This window comes from Cohnella sp. 56, from assembly GCF_037963805.1.
Classification (GTDB): Bacteria; Bacillota; Bacilli; order Paenibacillales; family Paenibacillaceae; genus Cohnella.
Map to the genome: position 1 here is coordinate 54,799 of NZ_JAZDQE010000012.1, position 23,608 is coordinate 78,406.

At 55.4% G+C, this 23,608-nt stretch carries 21 protein-coding genes and 1 tRNA gene; 16 read left to right on the forward strand and 6 right to left on the reverse strand.

Annotation, left to right across the window (positions count from 1 at the left end; all coding sequences use genetic code 11):
- Positions 1 to 14 precede the first annotated feature (14 nt).
- The 4 genes from mutM to VQ071_RS19875 all read left to right on the forward strand — a co-directional run bounded on the left by mutM (position 15) and on the right by VQ071_RS19875 (position 3,243).
- Positions 15 to 947, forward strand: coding sequence for a DNA-formamidopyrimidine glycosylase (mutM, locus tag VQ071_RS19860; RefSeq protein ID WP_340515912.1), 933 nt, complete (start codon positions 15 to 17; stop codon positions 945 to 947).
- Between the two features lie 144 nt (positions 948 to 1,091).
- Positions 1,092 to 1,865 carry an MntP/YtaF family protein gene (locus VQ071_RS19865; RefSeq protein WP_340515914.1) on the forward strand — a complete coding sequence of 258 codons (774 nt, stop codon included), beginning with the start codon at positions 1,092 to 1,094 and terminating at the stop codon, positions 1,863 to 1,865.
- Between the two features lie 191 nt (positions 1,866 to 2,056).
- The gene (gene coaE, locus VQ071_RS19870) at positions 2,057 to 2,665 is read left to right on the forward strand and encodes a dephospho-CoA kinase (RefSeq protein ID WP_340515916.1); all 609 of its coding nucleotides are present in this window, start codon (positions 2,057 to 2,059) and stop codon (positions 2,663 to 2,665) included.
- Complete coding sequence (locus VQ071_RS19875; RefSeq protein WP_340515917.1) at positions 2,662 to 3,243, forward strand: lytic transglycosylase domain-containing protein; 582 nt, start codon at positions 2,662 to 2,664, stop codon at positions 3,241 to 3,243. The genes coaE and VQ071_RS19875 overlap by 4 nt, the downstream gene beginning before the upstream one ends.
- A gap of 83 nt (positions 3,244 to 3,326) precedes the next feature.
- Here the strand turns inward: VQ071_RS19875 and VQ071_RS19880 are convergent, their stop codons facing one another.
- Positions 3,327 to 3,548, reverse strand: coding sequence for an alpha/beta-type small acid-soluble spore protein (locus tag VQ071_RS19880; protein ID WP_340515918.1), 222 nt, complete (start codon positions 3,546 to 3,548; stop codon positions 3,327 to 3,329).
- Positions 3,549 to 3,668: 120 nt separating this feature from the next.
- On the opposite strand from VQ071_RS19880, the gene nrdR reads away from it, so the two are divergent.
- From nrdR to VQ071_RS19900, 4 genes are all read left to right on the forward strand, one after another.
- The gene (gene nrdR / locus VQ071_RS19885) at positions 3,669 to 4,130 is read left to right on the forward strand and encodes a transcriptional regulator NrdR (protein WP_090113883.1); all 462 of its coding nucleotides are present in this window, start codon (positions 3,669 to 3,671) and stop codon (positions 4,128 to 4,130) included.
- A 182-nt stretch (positions 4,131 to 4,312) separates the two neighbouring features.
- Positions 4,313 to 4,388: transfer RNA gene (locus VQ071_RS19890), tRNA-Ala, on the forward strand.
- Positions 4,389 to 4,781: 393 nt separating this feature from the next.
- The gene (locus VQ071_RS19895) at positions 4,782 to 5,453 is read left to right on the forward strand and encodes a hypothetical protein (protein ID WP_340515919.1); all 672 of its coding nucleotides are present in this window, start codon (positions 4,782 to 4,784) and stop codon (positions 5,451 to 5,453) included.
- Positions 5,454 to 5,670: 217 nt separating this feature from the next.
- Positions 5,671 to 11,763, forward strand: a complete 6,093-nt coding sequence (locus VQ071_RS19900; RefSeq protein ID WP_340515922.1) for an endo-1,4-beta-xylanase — start codon at positions 5,671 to 5,673, stop codon at positions 11,761 to 11,763.
- A gap of 156 nt (positions 11,764 to 11,919) precedes the next feature.
- On the opposite strand, the gene VQ071_RS19905 is transcribed toward VQ071_RS19900, so the two are convergent.
- Positions 11,920 to 12,603 (reverse strand): helix-turn-helix domain-containing protein, encoded by a 684-nt coding sequence (locus VQ071_RS19905; RefSeq protein WP_340515923.1) that lies wholly within the window; start codon positions 12,601 to 12,603, stop codon positions 11,920 to 11,922.
- Positions 12,604 to 13,001: 398 nt separating this feature from the next.
- On the opposite strand from VQ071_RS19905, the gene VQ071_RS19910 reads away from it, so the two are divergent.
- Entirely contained in the window at positions 13,002 to 13,364 is a 363-nt protein-coding gene (locus VQ071_RS19910) for a response regulator (RefSeq protein ID WP_340515924.1), read from the forward strand.
- Positions 13,365 to 13,516: 152 nt separating this feature from the next.
- Here VQ071_RS19910 and VQ071_RS19915 read toward each other — a convergent pair whose 3' ends face one another.
- Positions 13,517 to 15,208, reverse strand: a complete 1,692-nt coding sequence (locus tag VQ071_RS19915) for a methyl-accepting chemotaxis protein (protein ID WP_340515925.1) — start codon at positions 15,206 to 15,208, stop codon at positions 13,517 to 13,519.
- A 136-nt stretch (positions 15,209 to 15,344) separates the two neighbouring features.
- Between VQ071_RS19915 and VQ071_RS19920 the strand changes: the two genes are divergently transcribed.
- Both VQ071_RS19920 and VQ071_RS19925 read left to right on the forward strand, forming a co-directional pair.
- The gene (locus VQ071_RS19920) at positions 15,345 to 15,551 is read left to right on the forward strand and encodes a hypothetical protein (RefSeq protein ID WP_340515926.1); all 207 of its coding nucleotides are present in this window, start codon (positions 15,345 to 15,347) and stop codon (positions 15,549 to 15,551) included.
- Between the two features lie 609 nt (positions 15,552 to 16,160).
- Positions 16,161 to 16,955: an alpha/beta hydrolase gene (locus VQ071_RS19925; protein ID WP_340515927.1), complete on the forward strand. Its 795-nt coding sequence runs from the start codon at positions 16,161 to 16,163 to the stop codon at positions 16,953 to 16,955.
- A 65-nt stretch (positions 16,956 to 17,020) separates the two neighbouring features.
- On the opposite strand, the gene VQ071_RS29340 is transcribed toward VQ071_RS19925, so the two are convergent.
- The 3 genes from VQ071_RS29340 to VQ071_RS19935 form a co-directional block, all read right to left on the reverse strand.
- A complete protein-coding gene (locus VQ071_RS29340) occupies positions 17,021 to 17,206 on the reverse strand; it encodes a helix-turn-helix domain-containing protein (RefSeq protein ID WP_445293319.1) in 186 nt (61 codons plus the stop codon).
- Positions 17,207 to 17,481: 275 nt separating this feature from the next.
- Positions 17,482 to 18,438 carry an ABC transporter permease gene (locus VQ071_RS19930; RefSeq protein WP_340515928.1) on the reverse strand — a complete coding sequence of 319 codons (957 nt, stop codon included), beginning with the start codon at positions 18,436 to 18,438 and terminating at the stop codon, positions 17,482 to 17,484.
- Entirely contained in the window at positions 18,431 to 19,351 is a 921-nt protein-coding gene (locus VQ071_RS19935; RefSeq protein ID WP_340515929.1) for an ABC transporter ATP-binding protein, read from the reverse strand. Before VQ071_RS19935 ends, VQ071_RS19930 begins: the two co-directional genes overlap by 8 nt.
- A 238-nt stretch (positions 19,352 to 19,589) precedes the next feature.
- On the opposite strand from VQ071_RS19935, the gene VQ071_RS19940 reads away from it, so the two are divergent.
- The 5 genes from VQ071_RS19940 to VQ071_RS19960 all read left to right on the forward strand — a co-directional run bounded on the left by VQ071_RS19940 (position 19,590) and on the right by VQ071_RS19960 (position 23,607).
- A complete protein-coding gene (locus VQ071_RS19940; RefSeq protein WP_340515930.1) occupies positions 19,590 to 20,270 on the forward strand; it encodes a response regulator transcription factor in 681 nt (226 codons plus the stop codon).
- Positions 20,267 to 21,274 (forward strand): sensor histidine kinase, encoded by a 1,008-nt coding sequence (locus tag VQ071_RS19945; RefSeq protein WP_340515932.1) that lies wholly within the window; start codon positions 20,267 to 20,269, stop codon positions 21,272 to 21,274. The genes VQ071_RS19940 and VQ071_RS19945 overlap by 4 nt, the downstream gene beginning before the upstream one ends.
- Positions 21,275 to 21,350: 76 nt before the next feature.
- Positions 21,351 to 22,061, forward strand: coding sequence for an ABC transporter ATP-binding protein (locus VQ071_RS19950; protein ID WP_340515933.1), 711 nt, complete (start codon positions 21,351 to 21,353; stop codon positions 22,059 to 22,061).
- Positions 22,058 to 22,822, forward strand: coding sequence for an ABC transporter permease (locus tag VQ071_RS19955; RefSeq protein WP_340515934.1), 765 nt, complete (start codon positions 22,058 to 22,060; stop codon positions 22,820 to 22,822). The genes VQ071_RS19950 and VQ071_RS19955 overlap by 4 nt, the downstream gene beginning before the upstream one ends.
- Complete coding sequence (locus tag VQ071_RS19960; RefSeq protein ID WP_340515936.1) at positions 22,822 to 23,607, forward strand: ABC transporter permease; 786 nt, start codon at positions 22,822 to 22,824, stop codon at positions 23,605 to 23,607. The genes VQ071_RS19955 and VQ071_RS19960 overlap by 1 nt, the downstream gene beginning before the upstream one ends.
- Position 23,608: the final 1 nt, after the last annotated feature.

Here is a 23,608-nt window from a genome sequence, read left to right on the forward strand (position 1 = left end):
GAAGGTGCATATCGATGCCGGAATTGCCAGAAGTCGAGACGGTCAGACGGACGCTGTCCGAGCTGATCGTCGGCAAGGCGATCAGCTCGGTGACGGTCCGCCTGCCGCGCATTTTGCAGAAGCCGGACGACCCGGACGTATTCGCAGCGATGCTCGAAGGCCGGACGTTCACCGGCGTGGAGCGGCGCGGCAAGTTTCTGCGGCTCATCCTGGACGGCCTCGTGCTCGTGTCCCATCTGCGGATGGAGGGACGGTACGGGTTGTTCGAGGACGACGCGCCGCTGGACAAGCATACGCATGTCATTTTTCATTTTACCGACGGGACAGCCCTGCGTTATACGGACGTGCGCCAGTTCGGCACGATGCATCTGTTCCCGGCCGGCGAGGAGATGCAGTCGCCTCCGCTCGCGAAGCTCGGCCTCGAGCCGCTGGATGCGGGCTTCACGCTGGACGCGCTGCGGGCCTCGCTCGGACGCAGGAATACGAAGATCAAGCCGCTGCTGCTGAATCAGGAATGGATCGTAGGGCTCGGCAATATTTATGTAGACGAAGCGCTCCATCTGGCGGGCATTCATCCCGAGCGCACGGTTAGCGAGCTGAAGGCCAAGGACTGGCAGCGGCTGCATGCGGCCATCGTGTCGACATTGACGGCGGCGGTCGAGGCCGGCGGTTCTTCGGTTAAGTCTTATGTCAACGGACAGGGCGAGATGGGCATGTTCCAGCACAGTCTCCGCGTATACGGCCGGACCGGCGAGCCTTGCCCGTCCTGCGGTCATCCGATCGCGAAGTCGGTCGTCGGCGGTCGAGGCACGCATGTGTGCGCGAAGTGCCAGAAGCCGCCGCATGGCGCGGCGGGCCCCGTGAGCGGGGCCAGCGCGGCCGCGTCCAAGCGGTACCGGGAGGGCGGCAATGCCGTGAAGCGCAGGCTCGACGGGGCTGAGGGCTGAGCCGATCGAGCATCCGGCTGAAGTCTGCCCGCAATGTTCATAATTGGAGGAGGGCATTCGCCTTCGTTGCTGCATAGGATGAACAGAACCGACGATCTCTAACCGGATCCGTCGGCATGTCTTCGCCATGCAGGAGGAACGGTAATGCTCGCACATTCGTTATCCTTATTATTTCTCGCGTTCGCGGTCAGCCTCGACGGCTTCGGTGTCGGCATCACTTACGGACTGCGCAAGATTCGGATTCCGCTGCCTTCGATCGCGATCATCGCGGGATGCTCCGGCGTGGTCATCCTCATCTCTATGCTCGTCGGCACGTTCATCGCCCGTTGGCTGTCGCCTTATGGGGCCAAGGCCGTAGGAGCTGTCATTCTGATCGGTATCGGCTCGTATGCGTTGATTCAGTTCGCCAGGCGCCGCAAGGGCACGGACGACGACGCGGCGGACGGTGCGGACACCGGGACCGGGGGGGCGGACGGGTCGAGGCAGGCTTCGCCGGCGAACGCTGAAGCAGCGGCGGCCGATCCTGGCCAGGCGGCGGACGATGGTGCTCTCTCTTCGGCGGAGCGCGTACCGATGCTGACGCTTGAGCTGCGCCTCTTCGGACTGATCATTCAGATTCTCCGCACCCCCTCCGTCGCCGACGTGGACCGGTCGGGCATCATCACATCGGGAGAGGCGCTGCTGCTCGGCTTCGCGCTGTCGCTCGACGCCTTCGGCGCCGGCATCGGCGCCGCGCTGGTCGGGTTCCCGGCGGCGCCTACCGCAATTATGATCGCAGCAGCGAGCGGCCTGTTCCTGTGGGCGGGCATGCGCGTCGGCTTCGTGGCGGCAGGCATGCGATGGGCGCAGCAGCTGACAGTGCTGCCGGGCGTTATATTGATTGTGATGGGCATATTCAAGCTGCTGCAGGCGTCTTGACGGTTCGGGCGCTCGGCGCATGATCTGTTGCTGGGAGAGACCCTCCCATTATCCCATCGGCTCAGCTATGCAGCAGCCGCTCCATATGCGGCTGAGCCGATGGGATGATTTGAACATCGGTTGAATACACTTTTGATGAACGACGCGAACGAACGACGGCATGCATGAGCCGCTGCAAGGAGGCATTGAACATGAACATCGGATTGACCGGCGGCATCGCCACCGGCAAGAGCACTGTAGCACGTATGCTGGTCGCACGCGGAGCGGCGCTGGTCGACGCTGATCGAATTGCCCGGGAAATTGTCGAACCGGGACAAGCCCCGCTCGCACAAATCGCCGAGCGATTCGGCAAAGCGGTCATACAGGAAGACGGAACCTTAAACCGCAAGCTGCTCGGTTCGATCGTATTCGCCGATGCGGGCGAACGCCAGGCGCTTGAGGCGATCACCCATCCCGCCATCCGGGCGCGGATGAAGGCGCGTATCGCGGCGCTTGAGGCGGCGCGCCCGGACAGGCTCGTTGTGGCGGATATTCCGCTGCTTTTCGAATCGGGACTGCAGCATTTATATGAGGGCGTCATGGTAGCCTACGTCCCGCGCGACGTGCAGCGGATGCGGCTGATCGAACGCGACGGATTAACGCCAGAGCAGGCGGATATGCGTATCAGGACGCAGATGGATATCGAACAGAAGCGGCAACTGGCCGACTACGTCATAGATAACAGCGGCACGTTGGCGGACACCGAGGCGCAGCTGGACCTTTTCTGGCAGTCGCTTCAATTGGGATCGGTACAGTCATGAGCCCAAAAAGGACAAGGCCGAAACGAAAAAGATGGTTCCTCGCGCTGCTCCTCATCGTCGTCGCGCTCCTTTTTATCCGTTCGGAATGGCTCGGCAAGATGGTCTATCCGATTCAGTACCGGGAAGAAATCGGGATGAATGCGGATCGCTACGCGATGGACCCGCGGCTGATCGCGGCCGTCATCCGGGTCGAGTCGAACTTCGAGCCGAACGCCGTCTCCCCCAAAGGAGCGATCGGAATCATGCAGGTCATGCCGGACACGGCCCAATGGATTCTGAAGCAGGATGACTTCGGCGATATAACGGTCAAGCAGGCGGGAGAGCGGGCGGATGCCGGCATACGGCTGGGCGCCTGGTATCTCAAGGAGCTGCTCCGGCAATTCGACGGGGATATCGTCAAGTCGCTCGCGGCTTACAATGCAGGCCCGGGCAAGGTCAAGCAGTGGCTGCGGGAAGGAGCGTGGGATGGACGGGAGGATACGCTGACGGACATTCCATACGGAGAGACGAGGCGCTATGTGCAAAAGGTGCTTTTTTATCATAAAAAATACGGCGAATTGTATGACAATTGGTCCTGAGGACGGTAATATATAAAAGAAGCCCTGAAGCGCGAAGCTTCAAGACTCCTTGTTATTGAATTACCTAGGTGAAGAGCGTGGACTTAAGCACGGCCAGCGAGTTGTTGCTCGGCGATTTGGACCAGACGCTTGGTGATGCTGCCACCAATCGAACCGGTGTCGCGAGTAACCATGTTCCCGTAATAGCCGTCTTGCGGGATAGCGATTCCCAGTTCTTGAGCAACTTCATACTTCAGTTGATCAAGTGCACCGTGAGATTGAGGCACAACCAGGTTGTTGCTGTTGCTGTTGTTTCCTTGGCTCATGTTGTTCACCTCCTCGCGGTTGGTAATCGTATTATGTGCCTTATCCCGTGAATCATGTAAGGGAAGGTCTGGAAATTAAAAAAAAGTTCTTCTCGAGCCCAAAAGGAGAGCCGCCGACATATGAAATGCCCTTATTGCGACTACAATGGTACGAAGGTACTGGACTCCCGTCCGGCCAACGACAACAAGTCCATCCGCCGCCGCCGCGAGTGCGAATCGTGCAACCGCCGCTTCACGACGTTCGAGATGGTGGAGGAGACGCCGCTCATCGTCATCAAGAAGGACGGCAGCCGCGAAGAATTCAGCCGTGAAAAGCTGCTGCGCGGCCTGCTGCGCGCCTGCGAAAAGCGTCCGGTATCCGTGGGCCAGCTCGAGATTCTCGTCTCCAACGTCGAACGCGAGCTGCGCAACACCGCCCAGGCCGAGATCGACAGCAATATGATCGGCGAGAGCGTCATGGAGCAGCTGTACCCCGTCGACGAAGTCGCGTACGTGCGCTTCGCATCCGTGTACCGGCAGTTCAAGGACATCAATATGTTCTTGAAGGAGCTGAACGTGCTCATTAACAAGCACGGAATCTGACGTTGGCTGGCCCACGCGACATGCACAGCTTTTTTGAGGGCAAGTGGGACAGGCTCTGCCTGGTTGAATGGCAGAGCCTTGGCGGCGTGAGTTTGGCCGAATTTTTCTTTGAATTTAGCGTTGACATGACATCTGGTCCTATGATAAGATCATTCTTGTCGCCAACGAGCGATACATGCTACGGGGCCATAGCTCAGCTGGGAGAGCGCATCGCTGGCAGCGATGAGGTCAGGGGTTCGATCCCCCTTGGCTCCACCAAATGCAAACTTCAGACACGCCGAATAAGGCGTGTTTTTTTGCATTTAGTGGAGCCCCGGAGGGCGTTCCGCGCGCAGGGAGCCGGAGGCGGACAGTAGTGTGGGGTCCCCGCAAAGTAGTTGGAATAAGCTACGGAGCATTGCTTCACTTTGTGGGGAAGGAAAACGGCATCGATATCTACCGCTGCGCTCTACATCGGCGAATTTGCTTCGTTAGCAAGTTAAATCAGGATATCGTTATCCCCCTTGGCTCCACCAAATGCAATTCCGACATTTCACTTGATCTTATTTTCTGCTGTAGAAGAGGTACTGATAAATATAGTTTTGATAGATGCTCTCTTATTGAGTTCTGTGCTATGGTTGATTTGTGAACCGATATTAAGCAGGTGAAGAAATGATTGTTAAATTGCTATCGATTATTTTAAAGGTTTTCTTCTACCGGTTGCCCGCACCATTGTTTTCAGCTGAAGAAGTTAAGGCGTTCAGTAGAATATACGAGACTGCCGTCTCCACCCATACGGAGATTGTAATTGAGAGTTCATTTGTTAAGTCACGGTTTATTCAGTATGTCTGTGCGACGCGTGAGGTAGTCGTTCATGGGTCGAATCATAGTGGCATCGATGAATTTATACCGAAAAGACAAACCTTATTCGATGGAAAATACGTGAACGCCGTGTTTGCCACAAAGGATGCCGTTTGGGGCATATTTTATGCTGTATTTGATCGGCGGAAGCTTGTTGGAAGTTTTCGAAATGCTTGTTTGAAACTCAGGGAAGACGACAGTAGTTATTATTTTTTTTCCTTAACGCCGAATACTTTGGATAAGAAACCATGGACAACCGGAACCATATATTTTCTTCCTCAAAAGTATTTCGACAGATCAAAAAAAGGAATCGTTTCTTTTGATGAATGGACAAGTCAGGTAGCTGTTAAGCCGTTGACCCAGTTGCAAGTGGGTCCACAAGATTTTGGCTTTCTTAAGTCGATCTCTTGGCACAAACCAAGCGAAAATATTATTAAATCGTGGCTTCTTTATAAGTACAGAATACCTCAGACACGCCGATAAGGTGTGTTTTTTGCATTTGGCGGGATCCCCGGAGGAGGCGGACGCTGAACTTTGTTCATTTAAGAAATCTTTATTTTTTATAGTAAAATCTCTACTTCTCTAGGTGTCGCCCCCTTAAAACGCTCGCTATGATGGAAGATACAGGAGGAGGCATCCAACATTAAGATTGAGAGCGCTTTAGGTAACTTCAAAATCCAAGCAGGGGGAATGACATCCGATGAGTAGACGCTTCAAACGGCTATTGCTGTCACTGTTAGCGGCTGCATTGTTAGTGCCGCAATTCTGGTATGCGCCAAAGGCGAATGCAGCGACCGCAACGATACCGGTCATCCTGTACCATGTCATCACCGATAATCCGTCCGGAGATTATCAATACAGCACGGCCAACTTCAAAAAACATATGAAGTATTTGAACGATAACGGCTATACCACGCTATCCGCGGAACAGTACGTCGACATTATCGTGAACGGGGCAACCGCTCCTGCTAAACCGATCCTGCTGACGTTCGACGACGCGACACCGGACTTTATTACGAACGCGCTCCCAGTATTGACGCAGTACAATATGAAAGCGGTGTCTTTTGTCATCCAAGACAACATTGGTTCTTGGGGAATGACGTCGAGTCAGTTGAACACGCTGAAAAATAACCCGAACATCAGTCTGCAAAACCATACGAAGACGCATGATCAAGGGGTATGGACAACTAGCATCACCAAAGAGACCGCTGCCGCGGAAATTCAATCCGCGAATGCGTTCCTGAAAGGAATTACCGGCAAAGATCCGATCCTTCTTGCCTATCCTTACGGCAATTTCAACGCGGACGTAAAAGCAGCCGCGGCGGAAAACGGTATTAAAGCCGGCTTCAAAGCCTGGAGCGGCGATGAGGGCGCCCTGGCTATGGGACGCATTCTCATTAAAAAAGACGATACATTGAACACCTTCGCAGCCGCGATCGGCGGACCTACGCCTCCGACACCGGAATCGATCGGGGCTGTCGTTCTTTCGCACGACTTCGAGAACGGCACGCAAAGCTGGTTCAAACGCGGTAACGAAACGGTAACGGCTTCGACCAATGCTGCTCATGGCGGAGCGGGCAGTCTGTTGGTGCAAGGAAGAACGGACAACTGGAACGGACCGGGCTTTAATCTCGCCGCTACCGGCAAACTGAACAAGGAATCCGTTTACGAGTTTTCCGCATGGGTTAAGCTCAAAGAGGGAACGACCGGCTCCGAGACGATTCAATTCGGCGCTCAACAGACCGGGGCAGCCAACGAATACGTGAATCCAGGCTCCGCTGCTACGGTAACGGCAGACGCATGGGTACAAGTCAAAGGCGAGTACACGTACGATGCGAACGCCAATGCCCTGCAAATCTACTTGCAGAGCAACAGCAGTAAAACCGTCAGCTTCTACGTCGACGATTTCCAAGTGAAGGTCGTCAAACCAGCCGTCCTTGTCGAGAATTTCGAAAACGGCAGCAATGGATGGACCGGCAACGGCGCTGCGGCGACCGTCACGAATGCCGTCCACCGCTCCGGCTCGAACGCGCTTCTCGTGACGGGACGCGCCCAAAATTATCACGGCCCGAGCCTGGTGCTGACGAATACGCTCGAAAAAGGCGCGGAATACGAAATTTCCGCCTACGCCAAGCTGGATGCCGGAGCCGCCTCGACGCAGCTAAAAGCATCGGTTGAGCAATCCGGATTAACCGGCAACGATCAGTTCAAGCAAGTGATCGGATTGACGGCGGTCACGGATGGCGATTGGGTGAAATTGAGCGGTACTTATACGTATAACGCCGCTGCTACGGGAATCAAACTCTACTTTGAGTCCGAAGACGCCGGCAAAAATACGAGCTTCGCAATCGACGACGTCGTCATCCGCCAGACAAGCGCAGCTCCTCCTCCAGGATTCGTCGTCCTGTCCCAAAGCTTTGAGGACGGTCAACTCGGCGGTTGGGCGGATTTGGGATGGAACGGCACCGGTACTGCGGTAGTATCGTCCGACTATGCATCCGAGGGCACGAAATCCCTGCTGTATAAGGATCGTTCGGACAGAAAGAGCGCCGTATCGCTCAATCTGACCAGCAAGCTGGTAGCCGGTCACAAATACGATATTTCGTTTAAACTCCGTTCCGCTCAAGGAACCGATAACTACCACCTGGGTGCGAAGGTCAAAGCCGACGGTGCGGAGAGCTATCCATGGATTATCGGCAACCAAGCCGTTACGGATTCCGCTTGGAAGACGCTGGAAGTGAAAGGCTATGAAGTGCCTGCCAAGACGACCGAATTCCTCGTATGGATCGAGGCGAACGTCTACGACACGGATGCAGCCGCAACGGCAAAAGCCGACTTCTATATGGACGAATTCGTCATCAAAGACGTTACGCCTGGCGCCGAGCCTGCCAGAACGCCGGCTGTGCCGTTCAATACCGTAACGTTCGAGGATCAATCGCAGGGCGACTTTGTCGGCCGTGCAGGAACGGAAACTTTGACCGTTACGAATGAAGAGAACCATACCGACAACGGTTCTTATGCGTTGAAAGTAGAAGGCCGTACGGATACCTGGCACGGTCCGACGATTCGCGTCGAGAAAAACGTGGACAAGGGCAGCGAGTACAAAGTAACGGCATGGGTCAAGCTGATCTCACCTGCCAGCTCGCAGCTTCAATTGTCCACGCAAGTCGGCAACGGCGGCACCGCAAGCTACAATACTATTCAAGCCAAAACCGTCAGAGCTGCCGACGGATGGGTGAAGCTTGAAGGCACCTATCGTTACTCGAGCGTAGGCGACGAATTTTTGACCATCTACGTCGAGAGCTCCAGCAACAAGACTGCTTCCTTCTACATCGACGATATCAGCTTCGTAAACACGGGCTCGGCCGCTGTCTCCGTGCAAAAAGACTTGACGCCAATCAAGACGAAGTACCAGAACGACTTCTTGATCGGCAACGCGGTATCCGCGGCGGACCTTGACGGTTCTCGCCTGGAGCTGCTCAAATTGCATCATAACGTCGTAACGGCGGAAAACGCCATGAAGCCGGATGCGACGCAGGCGGTGAAAGGCACCTTCACTTATGCGGATTCGCTTATCGATAAAGCGATTGCCGCAGGCATGAAAGTACACGGTCATGTGCTCGTATGGCATCAGCAGACGCCTGCGTGGATGACGACCTCGAACGGTTCGCCCCTGAGCCGCGACGAGGCGCTCGCCAATATGAGAACGCACATTCAAACGGTGATGACGCACTACGGCGAGAAGTACGGCAACAATTTGATTTCTTGGGACGTCGTCAACGAAGCGATGAACGACAACCCGCCCAATCCGACGGATTGGAGTGCTTCCCTGCGCACCTCGCCTTGGAAGACGGCAATCGGCAACGATTACGTGGAGCAAGCGTTCCTGGCGGCCAGAGAAGTGCTTGACGCGAATCCGTCCTGGGACATCAAGCTGTACTACAACGATTACAACGACGACAATCAGAACAAAGCGACGGCCATTTACAACATGGTCAAAGCGATCAACGACAAATACGCGCTTGCGCATCCGGGCAAAAAGCTGATCGACGGCGTCGGCATGCAGGCGCATTACAACGTCAACACGAAGCCGGAAAACGTTAGAGCGTCGTTGGAGCGGTTTATCTCCTTGGGCGTGGAAGTCAGTATTACCGAGCTGGACATAACGGCAGGCAGCGGCGGTACGATCTCCGAAAAGGAAGCGATCACGCAGGGCTACTTGTATGCGCAGCTGTTCCAAATTTACAAGGAGCATGCCGCAAATATTGCCAGAGTCACCTTCTGGGGTCTGAACGACGCGACGAGTTGGAGAAAAGAACAACCGCCGTTGCTCTTCGACATCAACCTGCAAGCGAAGCAAGCCTATTACGGCGTTATCGATCCAGACAAGTTTATAGCGGAGCATCCGCCATCCTCGACGACCGCCAGCCAAACTTCCGCTAAGTACGGTACGCCGGTCGTAGACGGAACCATTGATTCGATCTGGAGCGATGCACCTGAGATCTCGATTCAAAAGTTCCAGATGGCTTGGCAGGGCGCGCGCGGTGTAGCCAAAGCGCTCTGGGATGAGCATAACCTGTATGTGCTGGTCCAGGTTACCGATAATGCGGAGCTGGATAGCTCCAGCCCGAACGCGTATGAACAAGATTCCGTCGAGGTGTTCGTAGACGAGAATAATGGCAAGACGACATCCTATCAATCGGACGACGGGCAATACAGAGTCAACTATAAGAACCAGGCATCCTTTAATCCGGTCAACAAAGAAGCCGGGTTCGAGTCGGCCACCTCTACTTCCGGAACGAACTACACGGTAGAAATGAAAATTCCGTTAACTTCGATCACGCCGGAGAGCAACATGAAGCTGGGCTTTGACGTACAAGTCAACGACGGTAAGAACGGCGCTCGTCAGAGCGTTGCCGCATGGAATGATTTGACCGGTCAAGGTTATCAAGACACTTCCGTTTTTGGAGTGCTCACGCTTGTCGGCAAGAATCCTCCTGCAACGGCACCGGCGGTGCCTGCGAACGTAACGGCTGCCGCCGTGAACACCAGCTCGATCAAGCTGGAGTGGAGCACCGCTTCAGACACGAGCGTGACGTTCTCCGTCTATCGCGGGGCGTCCGAATCCGGTCCGTTCGCGGAGATCGCTGCCGGCGTATCGGCTTCCGAATACACGGATAGTGGTCTGACCGCTTCGACGCAGTACTACTACTACGTGAAGGCAGTTAAAGGGGAATTGGTGTCGGAGGCATCCGCAGTCGTAAATGCAACGACGTCTGCTGTGGTTGTAACGCCGCCTGATGAGGTGTTGGAGGCGCCTGCGGGATTGACGGCTGCCGCTCAAAGCTCATCCTCGATCAAGCTGAATTGGAATGCTGCTTCAGACACGAGCGTGATGTTCTCCGTCTATCGCGGGGCTTCCGAATCCGGTCCGTTCGCGGAGATCGCTGCCGGCGTATCGGCTTCCGAATACACGGATAATGGCCTGGCAGCTTCGACGCAGTACTATTACTACGTGAAGGCAGTTAAAGGACAATTGGTGTCGGAGGCATCCGCAGTCGTGAGTGCGACAACGAACGCCATTCCGCCTCAGACCGGCACAGACACGTCTCCTCCAGTGACTGAACAACCGGTTGAGAACGGCCGGATCACACCGACAGTGACCGTGAATAACGGTAAGGCATCGTCCAGCATCTCTGCCGGCAATCTGCAGAAAGCGTTGGATCAAGCTGCTGCTAACGCTGCAGGCAAGAAAAAAGTTACGATCGACATTCCTGCAACAGCGGGAGCAACTTCATACGAAGTGCAATTGCCGATTCAAAGCCTGAAAGATTCCGGATCGACAGTACTTGTGGTCAAGACGGAGAACGGCACGGTCGAGCTTCCTGGCAACATGCTGGCAGGCACGAACGTCGGCAGCTCCGAGTCCGTATCGGTTCGCTTGGGCAAGGTATCGGCAGAAGGACTCAACGATAACGTTCGCCAGCAAATCGGCAACCATCCGGTCATCAGCCTCGAAGTTCTGGCAGGCGGTTCCGTTGTCGCCTGGAACAATCCGAACGCGCCTGTAACGGTATCCGTACCTTACACGCCGACGGCCGAAGAGCTAAGCAACCCGGATCACATCATCATCTGGTACATCGACGGCAGCAACGCGACACCTGTGCCGAATGCCCGCTACGATGCGGCAAGCGGTGCAGTCAAATTCTCGACGACTCACTTCAGCAACTATGCAGTTGCGTTTGTCGTGAAGTCGTTCGGAGATATTCAAACCGTACCGTGGGCGAAAAAAGCAATCGAAGCGATGGCATCCCGCGGCATCATTAACGGCACGAGCGAGAGCACGTACGATCCGGGCGCCTCCATCAAGAGAGCGGACTTCCTGTCGCTGCTCGTTCGCGCATTGGAGCTTAAGGGCAACGATGCTGCCATAACGATGTTCTCCGACGTGGACACCTCCGCATACTACTACGATGCGGTCAAGATCGCTGTGCAGCTCGGCATCGTTCAAGGTACGGGCAACAACTTGTTCGATCCAAGCAGCAAGATCTCGCGTCAAGACATGATGGTCATCGCGGCGCGCGCGGCAATAGCCGCAGGCAAAGCGTTGCCGACAGGCGGCACTTTGGATGCGTTCAGCGATGAGGCTACGGTAGCCTCCTACGCAAGAGACAGCGTTGAAGCGCTGGTCAATGCCGGTATCGTGCAAGGAGCGAACGGCAAATTGGCGCCGAAGAGCTCTCTCACTCGCGCCGAAGCGGCAGTTATTCTGCAGCGGATTTGGAGTAAATAAAAGCTTAAGCTAGCCGGAAGAGGCTGCTCCGCTGATTGAATCTTAAAATGCTCCCCATACGGCAGACAGGTGAAATCATCTAACCTGTTTGCCCGATGGGGAGCATTTTTCATGCGTACCCGGCTCGCAATCGTGGCCCTCCCGGTTTTACTTCAACTAAAGCGCTTTAATCAGATCGTTTCCGGTTATATCCAGTAGTTCATAAGCCCTGGCAATCATTTCTTTGTCCTGTCCAAAGAGAGGCGTGGTAGGAATTCCACTTTCTTGAGTTACATGAATGAGCTGCTGAACCATAAATTCCGAGTTGCAGAGAACGATAGCTTTATTGCTATAATGCAAAAGATTTCTTTGGAAAATGATAGAACGTTCAGCTACTTCAGGCGAGTAGACAACGGGTTCACCGTCAGAAGACTTCATATCGCGATGATCTACCAGAATACTCAACTCACTTTTTCCGTACGCTGAACATACCCCCATCAAAACGGAGTTCATATAGTCCACGTCACTCCTATTTTGCAACCCTTTTACTTGGAAAGATAAAATCCTTTTCTCGTAATCCACAGAATACTTGAAACGTTCTTTAAAGGGAAGGGCAAACTCCTTTTGTTGATAGGCAGCATTTGTAGAGAAGCGCTCACCTGAGAACAAATAGGCCATTGACACTCTTAGCGCTGCAGCGATGCGTTGGATGTTGTCTATACTAATATTCCGTTGACCTCGCTCCACGCCACTGATATAAGTCCGATCCAATCCTGCGCGGTTTGCCAACATCTCTTGAGACATTCCGCATCTGGCCCTTAATTCGCGTATTTTAGAACCAAACTCGATCCGTATATCCATTGCATATCGCCCCCGGACTGCATCAATTATACTTTCTCTCTTTACTGAACCGAAAATTAGGTATAAAGTTTTATTTTTCTCTTGAGAATAAATAGGACAATGTGACTTAATGTCAACAGAAATAGGCAATAATGCCCAGTATACTTTCTAAGTATGCTCCTTTTCAAGAAATTTTTAGGGATATGATTCCGGTCTATTAAATTTATTAGGAGGCAACTTTGAAAAAGTATTACTTGGCAATTAGGAATGATCGTTGTATGCCAGTATAACTAATGCATTCGTTCCATCTGACGATGTGGGAGCCCTCATGAAGGGAAACACAGAGAAAAGAAGCTCTTTGCAGCAAGAGAGTAACAAGACGGTGTCAAATAGAAAAATTTAAAGTATGGTGATGTCCTATGGCAAAAATAATGCTTGTTGATGACGCGGCTTTCATAAGGATAATCCTTAAAAATCTTCTTGTAATTAATGGACATGAAGTTATTGCAGAAGCTGCAAATGGAATAGAAGCGCTGATGCTTTACAAGCAGTACAAGCCTGACCTGGTGATAATGGACATCACGATGCCTGAGTTGGATGGAATCGGGGCGGTTAAAGAAATAATTTCGTACGATCCGAAAGCCAAAATCATTATGTGCAGTGCGATGGGACAACAATCATTCGTACTGGATGCAATTAAGTTTGGGGCCAAAGACTTTATTGTAAAGCCGTTTTTGAACGATCGAATAGTTGAAGCGATAAACCGGGTGCTCAAACCGTGATGCAAATCCGGCATGTCGCGGACGAGCCCGTGTCGGAATCTGCGGTCGACTTCCGAATTCTCGCGGGTATTGTCCGTAAATTGTATGGAAGCGGGGAAAGCCGGTAAGCTTGGCCCCGCAGCCTGCGTGAATCTATAGGTAAAATTCGATGCTTATACTTTGAATTGTCTCAGCATATCACTCAAATCAACTGCCAACTTGCTCATGGACTTGGCTACGGCGCTGATCTCTTGGATCGTTGCCAATTGCTCCTCGGTTGCTGCGCTTACGACTTGAGCACCGTCAGAGGTATCGGCTGTTATTTCAGAGATTTGATCCACTGAAGCTGTCACTTGTTCGGCGCTGGCAGACATTTGTTCCGAAGAAGCCGAGATTTCCTCTACTTGTCCGGTTACTGTCTGGATGGAATCGCGGATTGTTCTGAATGACGCTCCTACAGCATTCATCAGACTTACGCCGGACGCTGCTTCTGCAGCGCCGTTTTTCATAGCCGTTGTGACACTATACGTATTTTGTTGTATTAAAGCGATCCGTTCCGTGATTTGGTCGGCGGATGCTCTGGATTGTTCGGCAAGCTTGCGTACTTCGTCGGCAACAATAGCGAAGCCTCTGCCGTGCTCTCCCGCGCGTGCGGCTTCAATGGCCGCATTTAATGATAACAAATTGGTCTGTGCTGTAATTTCCGTAATCGCGCTTGTAATCATGCCGATTTCTTCGGATTGCCTATTCAGTATTTCTGTCAACTCTACGGATCGATCAACGCTGTGCTTGATCCGGTTCATCTGTACTGCAGCGAGCTGCACGGTACGGTTTCCTTCTTCCGAAGCTTCTAAAGTTTTGGCGGCGGACTCCGAGACAATTTGAGCGGATTCCGCTATTCGTTGAATACCGATTGCAGACTCCTGCATGGCTCGGGACGATTCTTGGCTGGCCTCCGCAGTCGTTATCGCATTTTGCGTCAAGCCCTGGATTCGGTCCGTTACTTCTGCTGCCGACTTGCTGACCTCCTCGGCGCCAACATTTAATTGCTCTGCCGAAGCCGCAACCAGTTCAGCGTTTTTATTAATCTCAGCGATTAATGCAAGCAGATTGTTTTTCATTGTGTTAAAGGAAATTACTAATACCTGGAATTCATCGCGATTGTTCACCTTTACGTCTGCTTGGGTCAGATCTCCCTCTGCGATCAACCTGGCTGCGCCTGACAATTTGGCAAGCGGCTTCGCTATTATGCGGCTGATGTACCATGCAATCAATGCTCCCAGTACGATCGCCAGCAAACTCATCATTATAACCGTTGTCATGATCGAGCGGGCGCTCTTACTTGCAGTGGCGGACTCTTTTTTTAATAAATCTTCCTGAAACTTGACCATCTCATCAACTTTAAGCACCAGCTTTGCGTAAGTCGGAATGGCCTTGCCCGTCAAATTAGCTAATGCTTCTTCTGTCTTGTCCTGCTTCTTCAAATTAATGCTCAGATCCCTTGCCGTCAAATATTCTTGATGTAATCTCGCTACCTCTTCGATATTTATTTTTTGAGAAGGGATCACGTACATCGTTAGTCCCTTTTCAATATTTGCATTATTGTCTTTGGTCAGTTCATCCATTTTCTGAAGCGAGCCTTCGTCTTTCATAAGCAAATAATTGCGCATTTGCATTCCTTGCTGAGAGACGTTGAGCGCAATATCTTTGACCAATTGAATTCGTGGCAGCCGGTTTTCAATAATATTTGTGTTGTTTGCATCTATTTTATGGATATTAGAATAACCCATATACGCAATCATACAAAGCAAGATTAAAACAGCGCCAAACCCCGCAAACAACTTTCCTCTAACCGATAATTTCATCATTTCTTCCTCCAATCCATACCCAACGAACTAAAGTCGAATATTGTCTATTTTTGTCCATTGTATTGAAGAGGCGGTAATTTGCATGTGAGAAATATCACTAACTATGTTCCCGTGCTGCTACGGACGTAGTGAGATGGCTGCGCTGAACATGATCAGGCAGGGGCTGTTCGGCGAGCTGATCCACTGCCGCGGCGGGTATCTGCACGATCTGCGGGAGGAAGTGGCGACCGGTATCGAGAACCGGCACTACCGTATCCACAACTACCTGAACCGCAACGGCGTGTTTTTTGCGCTTCAGAAAGTGACGGCCTATAAAGCCTGCATCCGTGCAGGTTTTTAGCAAGCTTGACGAGCCAAAGTGAAAAAGCCTGCAAATCGGCAGCTATTTAGCCGCGAAATCCGAAGTCACGATTGAAAAGAGACCAAAGCCTGCAGATTCGCATCTTTTATTGTTCGGCGCATGCATGAGAAGGGAAAAAGATGTAAATACGCAGGTATTCGTCTATTTTTCGCGAATGCTGTGAATATTTCATGTCTTCGACGTTGAAGTTGGCGGATGTCGGCCGGATCGATTTTCTGTCGGCCGGGCTGGCGGACAAGTCGACCGCCGGTGCCGAGTCCGCCCTTTGCCAATCGGCGGCCTATGTTCGTTGAGGTAAAACCGGCTTTTGTCGCCAACGAGCTTTACGGGGTGGCCAAGGACAAGGACAAGGCCAAGGCCAAGGACAACGACACGTCGGACCCGTAAGTGCAAACGCTGAACGTCCCGCTGGCCTTCGACGATCTGCCGGACGTCCTCCCGGTCAACGACACCAGAGCCGGCAAACCTATAATATCCCGGGGCGATAAGCATTAAGAGTGCAGGGTTGTTGACGCCAAGGCCGGGCTGTACACTTTTCATATAACCCGGTCCGGCATCGGGAAGCAGACTGGACAAGGAGTGTGGGAGATGGCGCTCGTACAGGTAAGCCATTATTCGAAATGCATGAAAAGAGAAGTGACCTTCAGCGCCGTTCTGCCCGCGGTCAATGCGGAGGACGATGAGAATTCCAGCTCGACCAGGCCGATGAGGTCGTTGTATCTCCTTCATGGCTACGGCGGTAATCATATGGATTGGATCCGATCCTCTCGCATTCACGAGCTTGCGGATCGATACCGCATAGCTGTATTTATGCCCTCCGGCGAGAATCGTTTTTTTCTGGATGACGAGGAAAAGGAAGAAATGCTCGGAGAATACACGGGGAAGGAACTGGTGATGTTCACGCGCCGTATGTTCCCGCTCTCCCGCGAGCGCGAGGACACGTGGATCGGCGGTTTGTCCATGGGTGGTTACGGCGCGATTCGAAACGGGCTGAAATACGCGGAGCGATTCGGCCGAATCATCGCACTGTCTTCGGCGCTGCTGCCCTATTCGATTGCGAATATCAGACCGGACTATCACAACGGGATTGCCGGCTACGCGTATTATAGAAATGTATTCGGCGATCTGGACCGGCTGCTCGGCAGCGATAAAGATCCCGAAGCGCTGATCGCTTTGTTAAAGGCGGAAAACCTGGAAATTCCCAACATATATATGGCCTGTGGAACTGAAGACTTCCTGTTGGAGTCCAATCGTCGTTTCCATCGGTTTCTGGAGCAAGAAAACGTCGAGCACACATATGACGAAGGCCCGGGTGATCATAATTGGGACTTCTGGAACGCGACGATCCGCGATGCGCTGGCGCGTGCGGATGCAATCGATTAAATGTCGATTAATTAAGGAAAACGCTACGATCCCGCCCCTTCACCTGGAGCGGGATTTTTTTAATTTTAATCGGATTCCCGCCGATAGAAGGACAGCGTCCGGCCAACGATACGCTTGAACAGCCGGTGGAAATGAGGCATGCTCCCGAAACCGCATTCGGAGGCGATCCACGCGACGTTGTGGTCGTTGCCCCGCGGCAGGCCCGTCCGCTTCCGTGCGGACGCTCCGAGCTCCCGCCCCACGGACAGCATGACCCGCTTTAAGCGACAGGAGCGCGGCAAGGCGGCATCCGCTCTTGGCAGCAGGAGAGTTGCATTTAAAATATCAAGATAAGCTATAAATATGCAAGTTTAGGCGATTTAGCTTTCATTTTGGATGCTAATATAAAGAGAGTTGGTAAGAAGGCGATGATGTCTAATGTACCCGAGAATGCGTACCACGATCGACTGGATAATGCTGTAACGCAGGTGCCGGGCGTACCGTAACAGAATCGCGGCCGGATTCCCATCCGGCCGCGATTCGCTGTCTATGCCGCGACGTCGCGACGGGTGAAGAGCAGCCATGCGACAAGCTGGAACACGACATAATAGGCGGCGAGCATGCCGATCGAGAAGCCCAGCGTCATCTCGGGCCGGAGCGGATGTGCCCCCTCCAAATACTGGGTCAGGTCGATGTTGGAGAACAGCAAGTATTTGACCCATTGATATCCGCTGAGGAGCCCGGACAGCGTATTGCCGACGAGCATGAACAGCAGCGAGAAAGCGATCGCCATCGACGAGCTGCGGAATGCGGCGGAGATCATAAACGCCATGGTGACATACATCAAGAGCGAGACGACGCTGTAGCCGTATTTTTGCAGCGAGTCGACGATCATCGAGCCTTCGTGGACGACGCCGTCCGTTCCGACCGCCAGATGCGGGAGATTCAGTCCGTTGAAGCCCTCGAGCACCGACCCGAGGCTGAACGCGACGGCGAAGGAGACGAGCAGGAGCAGCAGCGCAAACATCATCGTGGCGATATATTTGGCCAGCATGACTTTTGTTCGCGAGGCGGGACCGACGAGCAGCAGCTTGATCGTGCCCCAGGAAAATTCGGCCGCAATCATATCCGCCGCGATAATGACGGTCAGAATCGTGACCAGGATGATGAGCGAGGCAGAATTATTGACATAGCTCCACGGCGTCATTGCGCGCGGGTTCAGATCATGATCGAGATAATACTGATTCAGCTTGATTTGCTCCGTCCACCACGCTCGCTGCTCCTGGCCCATATTGGGGTCCTTGTCCAAATTGCTCTGCATGCTGACGATTTGCTGGGACAAGTCCTGCTTCCAATCGGTATGGTCCTTTTTGGACGCGTCCCACTTCATGACGCCGCTCATCAGCGCGAGGGCGAGGATCAGGATGCCGACCATCGCCCATGTGCGGGGACGGCGATAGATTTTCATATTTTCGTTGCGTATCAGATTGGCTAAACTAGACAACCATCTCACCTCCGGTAATTTCGAGGAATTGTTCCTCCAGCGATCTCTGCACCGCATGAATGCCATACACTTCCAGCCCGGCGCCAACCAGCATTCTCGTCAGCTCGGGAATGGCCGCCCTGTCCGCCGCCACTTCAAGCGTCTCGCCGCGCTCGCTTACTTTCGACTCGCCGACGACGGCGACCAGCAGCTCCCGGGCGGCGGACTTGTTCCCCACTTCCACGACGATTTTTGTGCCCTGCTCGTCCTTGTAGCCCTGCAGGGGACGAACGTCCACCAGCTTGCCCGCCTGGATGATAGCGACGCGGTCGCACATCAGCTCCATCTCGGACAGCAGGTGAGACGATACGACGACGGTCAGCCCTTCTTCCCGAGTCAGCTTGCGCAAGTAATCGCGCAGCTCGCGAATGCCCGCAGGGTCCAGCCCGTTCGTCGGCTCGTCGAGGATGAGCAGGGACGGGCGATGCAGAATCGCCTGCGCGACCCCGAGCCGCTGCCTCATCCCGAGCGAGTAGCGCTTGACCTTCTCGTGAATCCGGTTTTGCAGGCCGAGCAGCTTCACGACCTCGTCGATCCGCGCCTTCGTCACGCCGGAATGGCGGCGCGCAAAATGAACGAGGTTCTGATAGCCGGTCAGAAACTTGTACATTTCCGGATTTTCCACGATTGCGCCGATGTGGGTCATCGCCAACTCAAAATTTTGCCGCACCGGGACGCCTTTTACGATCGCCTCGCCTTTGGACATCGAGATCAGCCCGACGATCATGCGGATCGTCGTTGTTTTACCGGCGCCGTTCGGCCCCAGGAAGCCGAATACTTCCCCCGCCGGAATGTCAAAGCTCAGATTGTCGACGATGTTGCGTTTGCCGATCGTCTTGGTGACGTTGCGAAGCTGCAATACGGCCTCTATCATTGCCTAATACCCCCCGAATGGACTTGAATAAGTGAAAGTATAACGGATCGGGAGGAAGCGAAGGCACGGCCTTGGGATGAGTTGGTACCTGTACTTTGGTCGAGGTCGGGGGCGGGAGCGGGAGCGACATTGACCCTTAAAAGGAGAACAGGGATAATAAATGAATATCCGAAAATACAACAGCTAGACGATAGAGGCGCCGAAGGCGGCCAACAAGCTTGGGGAAGGGAGGGGCGTCATGCCGACGAGGCGCGTCCTTTATATTGAAGATAACCCTGAGATCGGGCGCTGGGTGAAAGCGGACCTGGAACGGCGAGGCTATGCAGTGCAGTGGCTGATGTCCGGCGAGGACGCGGATCGGGAGGTCGCCCGGCACGATGTCGTGATCCTCGATATTATGCTTCCCGGCCTGGACGGCTTCACCGTTGGCCAACGGTTGAAGAAGGCTGCGCCCGCCGTACCGATTTTGCTTTTGTCCGCGCGCGGGGCCGTCGAAGACAAGCTGCTGGGTCTGCAATTTGCCGACGACTATGTGACCAAGCCGTTCCATCCCGACGAGCTGGCTGCCAGAGTGGAGGTGCTGCTGCGCCGCAGCGGCGCGGGACCGTCCGAGCCGATCAAGCTTGGGCAGCGCTTCGCTGTGGATCTGGCCGGACATACGGTGCTGGACGAGGTTACGGGGGAGGAAGTGGAGCTGACAGCCAAGCAGTATCAGATTCTGGCTTGCTTCCTGCGCAACCCGAACCGAATCTTGACCAAGGACCAAATTTTCGAGGCGGTGTGGGGCGAGCCCTATATCGAGGGAGACAAGACCCTGATGGTCCATATTCGTCATCTGCGCATGAAGCTGGAGTGCGACCCGAGCGATCCGGAGATTATCGAGACGGTGCGGGGCATCGGCTACAGGGTTCGGTTATGAAAAAGACGAGATCGCCGTTTCGCCGGTACCTGTTGGTGCATTTTCTGATCATGCTTTTGTTCCCGCTACTGATTCTGGTGATGGCGGTCGGGGTGTTCCCGGCTGACGAGCCGGCGGCGACGGACGCGCTGAACGAGTCTCGCAGCGCGACCCTTTTGATCAGCCTTGTGCTGGCGGTGCTCATTACGATTTCCTGGCTGTTTTTCTATCGGCTGCGCAAGCGGCTGATCCATTTGCAGCAGGCGATGGACCTATCCGCCCACACATCCGATTTTCCGCTGCCGGTGGAGGTGCCGCCGAATCAGCTCGACGAGGTCGGACAGTTGGCGTACGCTTTTAACCGGATGATCCGTCAGCTTGAGAGCAGTCGGAACCGGGAGCGAGAGGAGGAGGCGCTTAGGCAAAAGCTGATCGCGAATTTGTCGCATGACCTGAGGACGCCATTGACGGTTTTGCGAGGGCAGCTTGTGGGCTTGCGGTCGGAGCCGCTCGGTCCCGCTGGGCGCGAGTCGCTGGAGACGATGGATCGCACGATTACCCGGATGGGAGAATGGATGGAGGAATTGCTGTCGTACACCCTGTTGACCTCCGGCAAATATCCGTTCCGCCCGGGCTCCGAGAATATCGTCCGACTGGTGCGGGCTTCGGTCGCGGCATGGTACCCCGTTTTCGAAAACGCGGGCTTTCAGATTGAAGCGGAGCTGCCCGAGCAGGGCGCTTTTTGCTGGGAGATCGATCCGGCCTGGATGACGCGCGTGCTGGACAATCTGTATCAGAACGTGTTGCGGCATGCGGCGAGCGGCCGCTATATCCGCATCGCCGCGGATGCGGCGCGCGAGGAGCTGGAGATTGAGGATCGCGGTCCCGGCATGACCGCGCCTTCCGCCGAGGGCGGAGTCGGCATCGGGCTGTCCATTGCTTTATTTATGCTGCGGGAGATGGGGCTGCAGGCTCATTTCTCGTCCGGTCGCGAAGGCACGATCGTCCGAATCGGCAAAATTTAACCCGAATTTAAACGACGCGCTCCCCGGCATTTAACCTCGGCCCGTTACAATGCAGGAAACGAGGGGGAGTGTATGCATGCTGACCATTCAACAGCTAGTCAAATACCGGGGGAGCCGCCGTATTCTAAGCGGGATTACCTTCCAGGCCCGGCCGGGCCGCGTGACCGGTTTTCTGGGCCCCAACGGCGCGGGGAAAAGCTCCACGCTTCGCATCCTGCTGGGACTGGATCGGGCGTCCGCGGGCCGGGCGCTAATTCACGGCAAGCCCTATGCCGAGCTGCGCCGTCCGCTCTCTACGGTGGGTGCCGTGCTGGACGGGTCCGGGGCGCATCGCGCCCGCACAGGGCGGGACCATCTGCGCTGGATCGCATGTGCCGCAGGCCTGCCCCGGAGCCGGGTCGAGGAGGTATTGGAGATCGTCGGGCTCGCGGACGCCGCCTCCAAACGGGCCGGCCGCTATTCGCTGGGCATGGGCCGCCGGCTCGGGCTGGCCGCCGCGCTGCTCGGCGATCCCGAGCTTTTGATATTGGACGAGCCGGTCAACGGACTCGATCCCGAGGGCATTCGCTGGCTGCGGTCGTTGCTGCGCGAGCGGGCGGCGGCGGGCGGGGCGGTGCTGCTGTCCAGCCATCTGATGGGGGAGCTGGCCGAGACGGTGGACGATGTCGTCGTGATCAATCGCGGGCAGATCGTGGCCGACGGCACGCTCGCCGAGGTCGTCGGCGCGCATCGTACGCTGGAGGACGCCTTTTTTGCGCTCACGGCAGCGGGCGGAGGCGTATCATGAGGGTCTGGAGAGCGGAGCTGTCCAAGCTTGTCTCGCTGCCCTCGGTCTGGGTGGCAGTGGCCGTCGGGCTGCTGATCCCGTCGATCATCGCCGGGATCACCGCGTCCGCCGCCCGGACTGCAATCGCGCGGGGCCGCGAGGCCGCAGCCGGTATCGATACCGGCTACCAGGAGCTGGCCTTCGGCGTCATCGGCGTTATTATTTTGGGCGTGGTCGCCATCAGCAGCGAATACTTCACCGAAAGCGAGGATTCCGGCGGCGGCCGCCAGATCACAACTACCTTGACCGCCGTGCCCTCCCGTCTGCGGCTATTGCTGGCGAAGGCGTCCGCCGTTGCCGCGGCGAGCGCAGCGCTGTCCGTCGGCGCGGCAATCGTCACGATGACTGTCGTGCAAAGCATGCTGGGCGAATACGCGCCCGCGCTGTCCGGCCAGGATATCCCGCGGCTGCTGGGCGTCGTCTGCTACTGGGCGCTCACTGCGCTGCTGTCATTCGGAATTACCGTTCTCGTCCGCCACGGGATACTCCCGCTCGCGGTTTTGATTGCCAATACATCGGTCGTTTCCGTCACCTATCTGCTGACTCGCCTTACGCCGCTGGCCAACTATTTGCCCGACATGGCCGGCATTCGCATGTTCATCCGCGATTTGCAGGATTCCAGCGCGGACATCGCCCCGCTCGTTGGCGGGCTGGTCATGGCGGCATGGACCGCCGCGCTGCTGGCCGTCGCCGCCTTTGTGTTTTGCAGGAGGGACGCCTGATGCCGCCGTCCGCTGCTAGGACGTCGCCGGCCCGGCGCTTCGGCAGGAGGCGGGAGGCGGCTCATGCCCTCGCCGCCGAGCTGTCCAAGCTGCGGTCGCAGCCCGCTGTCCGGCTGACCCTGATCGGGACATGGTGCGTCCATCTGCTCCTGTCTTTTGCCTTTACCCAGGCGGAAGCGCAAAGCCCCGGCGGCCCGCAAAGCTGGCTCGACATCGGACTCGCTTCCTTTCCGTACGCGCAGGCCGGATTTATCGTGCTGGGCGTATTGGCCGCCTGCTCCGAATACAACGGCGGGCAGCTTCGGACGACGCTGCTCGCCATGCCCCGGCGCGGCCTTCAGTTCATGGCCGCGCAGCTGGCGCTCGCCCTCTGGGCCGTACCGGCCGCCCTGATCGTGATCGCCTCCGGCATCGGACTGGCCGCCGTCCTGGCCGATGCATCGTCGCCGCTTGACGCGGGCCGGCTCGCCGCCGCCCTGGCGGGAGCGACCGGCGCCCTCGCCTTGACGACCCTGCTCGGTGCAGCCGTCGGCGCGCTGCTCCGCCAAACTCTGTCCGCGGCGGCCGTCATGCTCGGCCTTTACTTTGTGGCGGGGCCGATCCTGCGAGGCCGGATCGCGCTTGCCAAATACCTGCCCGACGCGGCAGGCATCGCGATGTGGCAGCCCCAATCGGCCCAAGCGCCGCACACGCTCGCCCCGGCCCAAGGCGCTCTCTGCCTCATCCTATGGACGCTCGCCGCTCTCATCCTTGCCGCGATTGTATATCGCAGGCGGGATATTTGAT

Coding starts and splice junctions, on each gene's coding strand:
- mutM (WP_340515912.1), top strand. CDS start 15: ATGCCGGAATTGCCAGAAGTCGAGACGGTCAGACGGACGCTGTCCGAG.
- VQ071_RS19865 (WP_340515914.1), top strand. CDS start 1,092: ATGCTCGCACATTCGTTATCCTTATTATTTCTCGCGTTCGCGGTCAGC.
- coaE (WP_340515916.1), top strand. CDS start 2,057: ATGAACATCGGATTGACCGGCGGCATCGCCACCGGCAAGAGCACTGTA.
- VQ071_RS19875 (WP_340515917.1), top strand. CDS start 2,662: ATGAGCCCAAAAAGGACAAGGCCGAAACGAAAAAGATGGTTCCTCGCG.
- VQ071_RS19880 (WP_340515918.1), bottom strand. CDS start 3,548: ATGAGCCAAGGAAACAACAGCAACAGCAACAACCTGGTTGTGCCTCAA.
- nrdR (WP_090113883.1), top strand. CDS start 3,669: ATGAAATGCCCTTATTGCGACTACAATGGTACGAAGGTACTGGACTCC.
- VQ071_RS19895 (WP_340515919.1), top strand. CDS start 4,782: ATGATTGTTAAATTGCTATCGATTATTTTAAAGGTTTTCTTCTACCGG.
- VQ071_RS19900 (WP_340515922.1), top strand. CDS start 5,671: ATGAGTAGACGCTTCAAACGGCTATTGCTGTCACTGTTAGCGGCTGCA.
- VQ071_RS19905 (WP_340515923.1), bottom strand. CDS start 12,603: ATGGATATACGGATCGAGTTTGGTTCTAAAATACGCGAATTAAGGGCC.
- VQ071_RS19910 (WP_340515924.1), top strand. CDS start 13,002: ATGGCAAAAATAATGCTTGTTGATGACGCGGCTTTCATAAGGATAATC.
- VQ071_RS19915 (WP_340515925.1), bottom strand. CDS start 15,208: ATGAAATTATCGGTTAGAGGAAAGTTGTTTGCGGGGTTTGGCGCTGTT.
- VQ071_RS19920 (WP_340515926.1), top strand. CDS start 15,345: ATGGCTGCGCTGAACATGATCAGGCAGGGGCTGTTCGGCGAGCTGATC.
- VQ071_RS19925 (WP_340515927.1), top strand. CDS start 16,161: ATGGCGCTCGTACAGGTAAGCCATTATTCGAAATGCATGAAAAGAGAA.
- VQ071_RS29340 (WP_445293319.1), bottom strand. CDS start 17,206: ATGCTGTCCGTGGGGCGGGAGCTCGGAGCGTCCGCACGGAAGCGGACG.
- VQ071_RS19935 (WP_340515929.1), bottom strand. CDS start 19,351: ATGATAGAGGCCGTATTGCAGCTTCGCAACGTCACCAAGACGATCGGC.
- VQ071_RS19940 (WP_340515930.1), top strand. CDS start 19,590: ATGCCGACGAGGCGCGTCCTTTATATTGAAGATAACCCTGAGATCGGG.
- VQ071_RS19945 (WP_340515932.1), top strand. CDS start 20,267: ATGAAAAAGACGAGATCGCCGTTTCGCCGGTACCTGTTGGTGCATTTT.
- VQ071_RS19950 (WP_340515933.1), top strand. CDS start 21,351: ATGCTGACCATTCAACAGCTAGTCAAATACCGGGGGAGCCGCCGTATT.
- VQ071_RS19955 (WP_340515934.1), top strand. CDS start 22,058: ATGAGGGTCTGGAGAGCGGAGCTGTCCAAGCTTGTCTCGCTGCCCTCG.
- VQ071_RS19960 (WP_340515936.1), top strand. CDS start 22,822: ATGCCGCCGTCCGCTGCTAGGACGTCGCCGGCCCGGCGCTTCGGCAGG.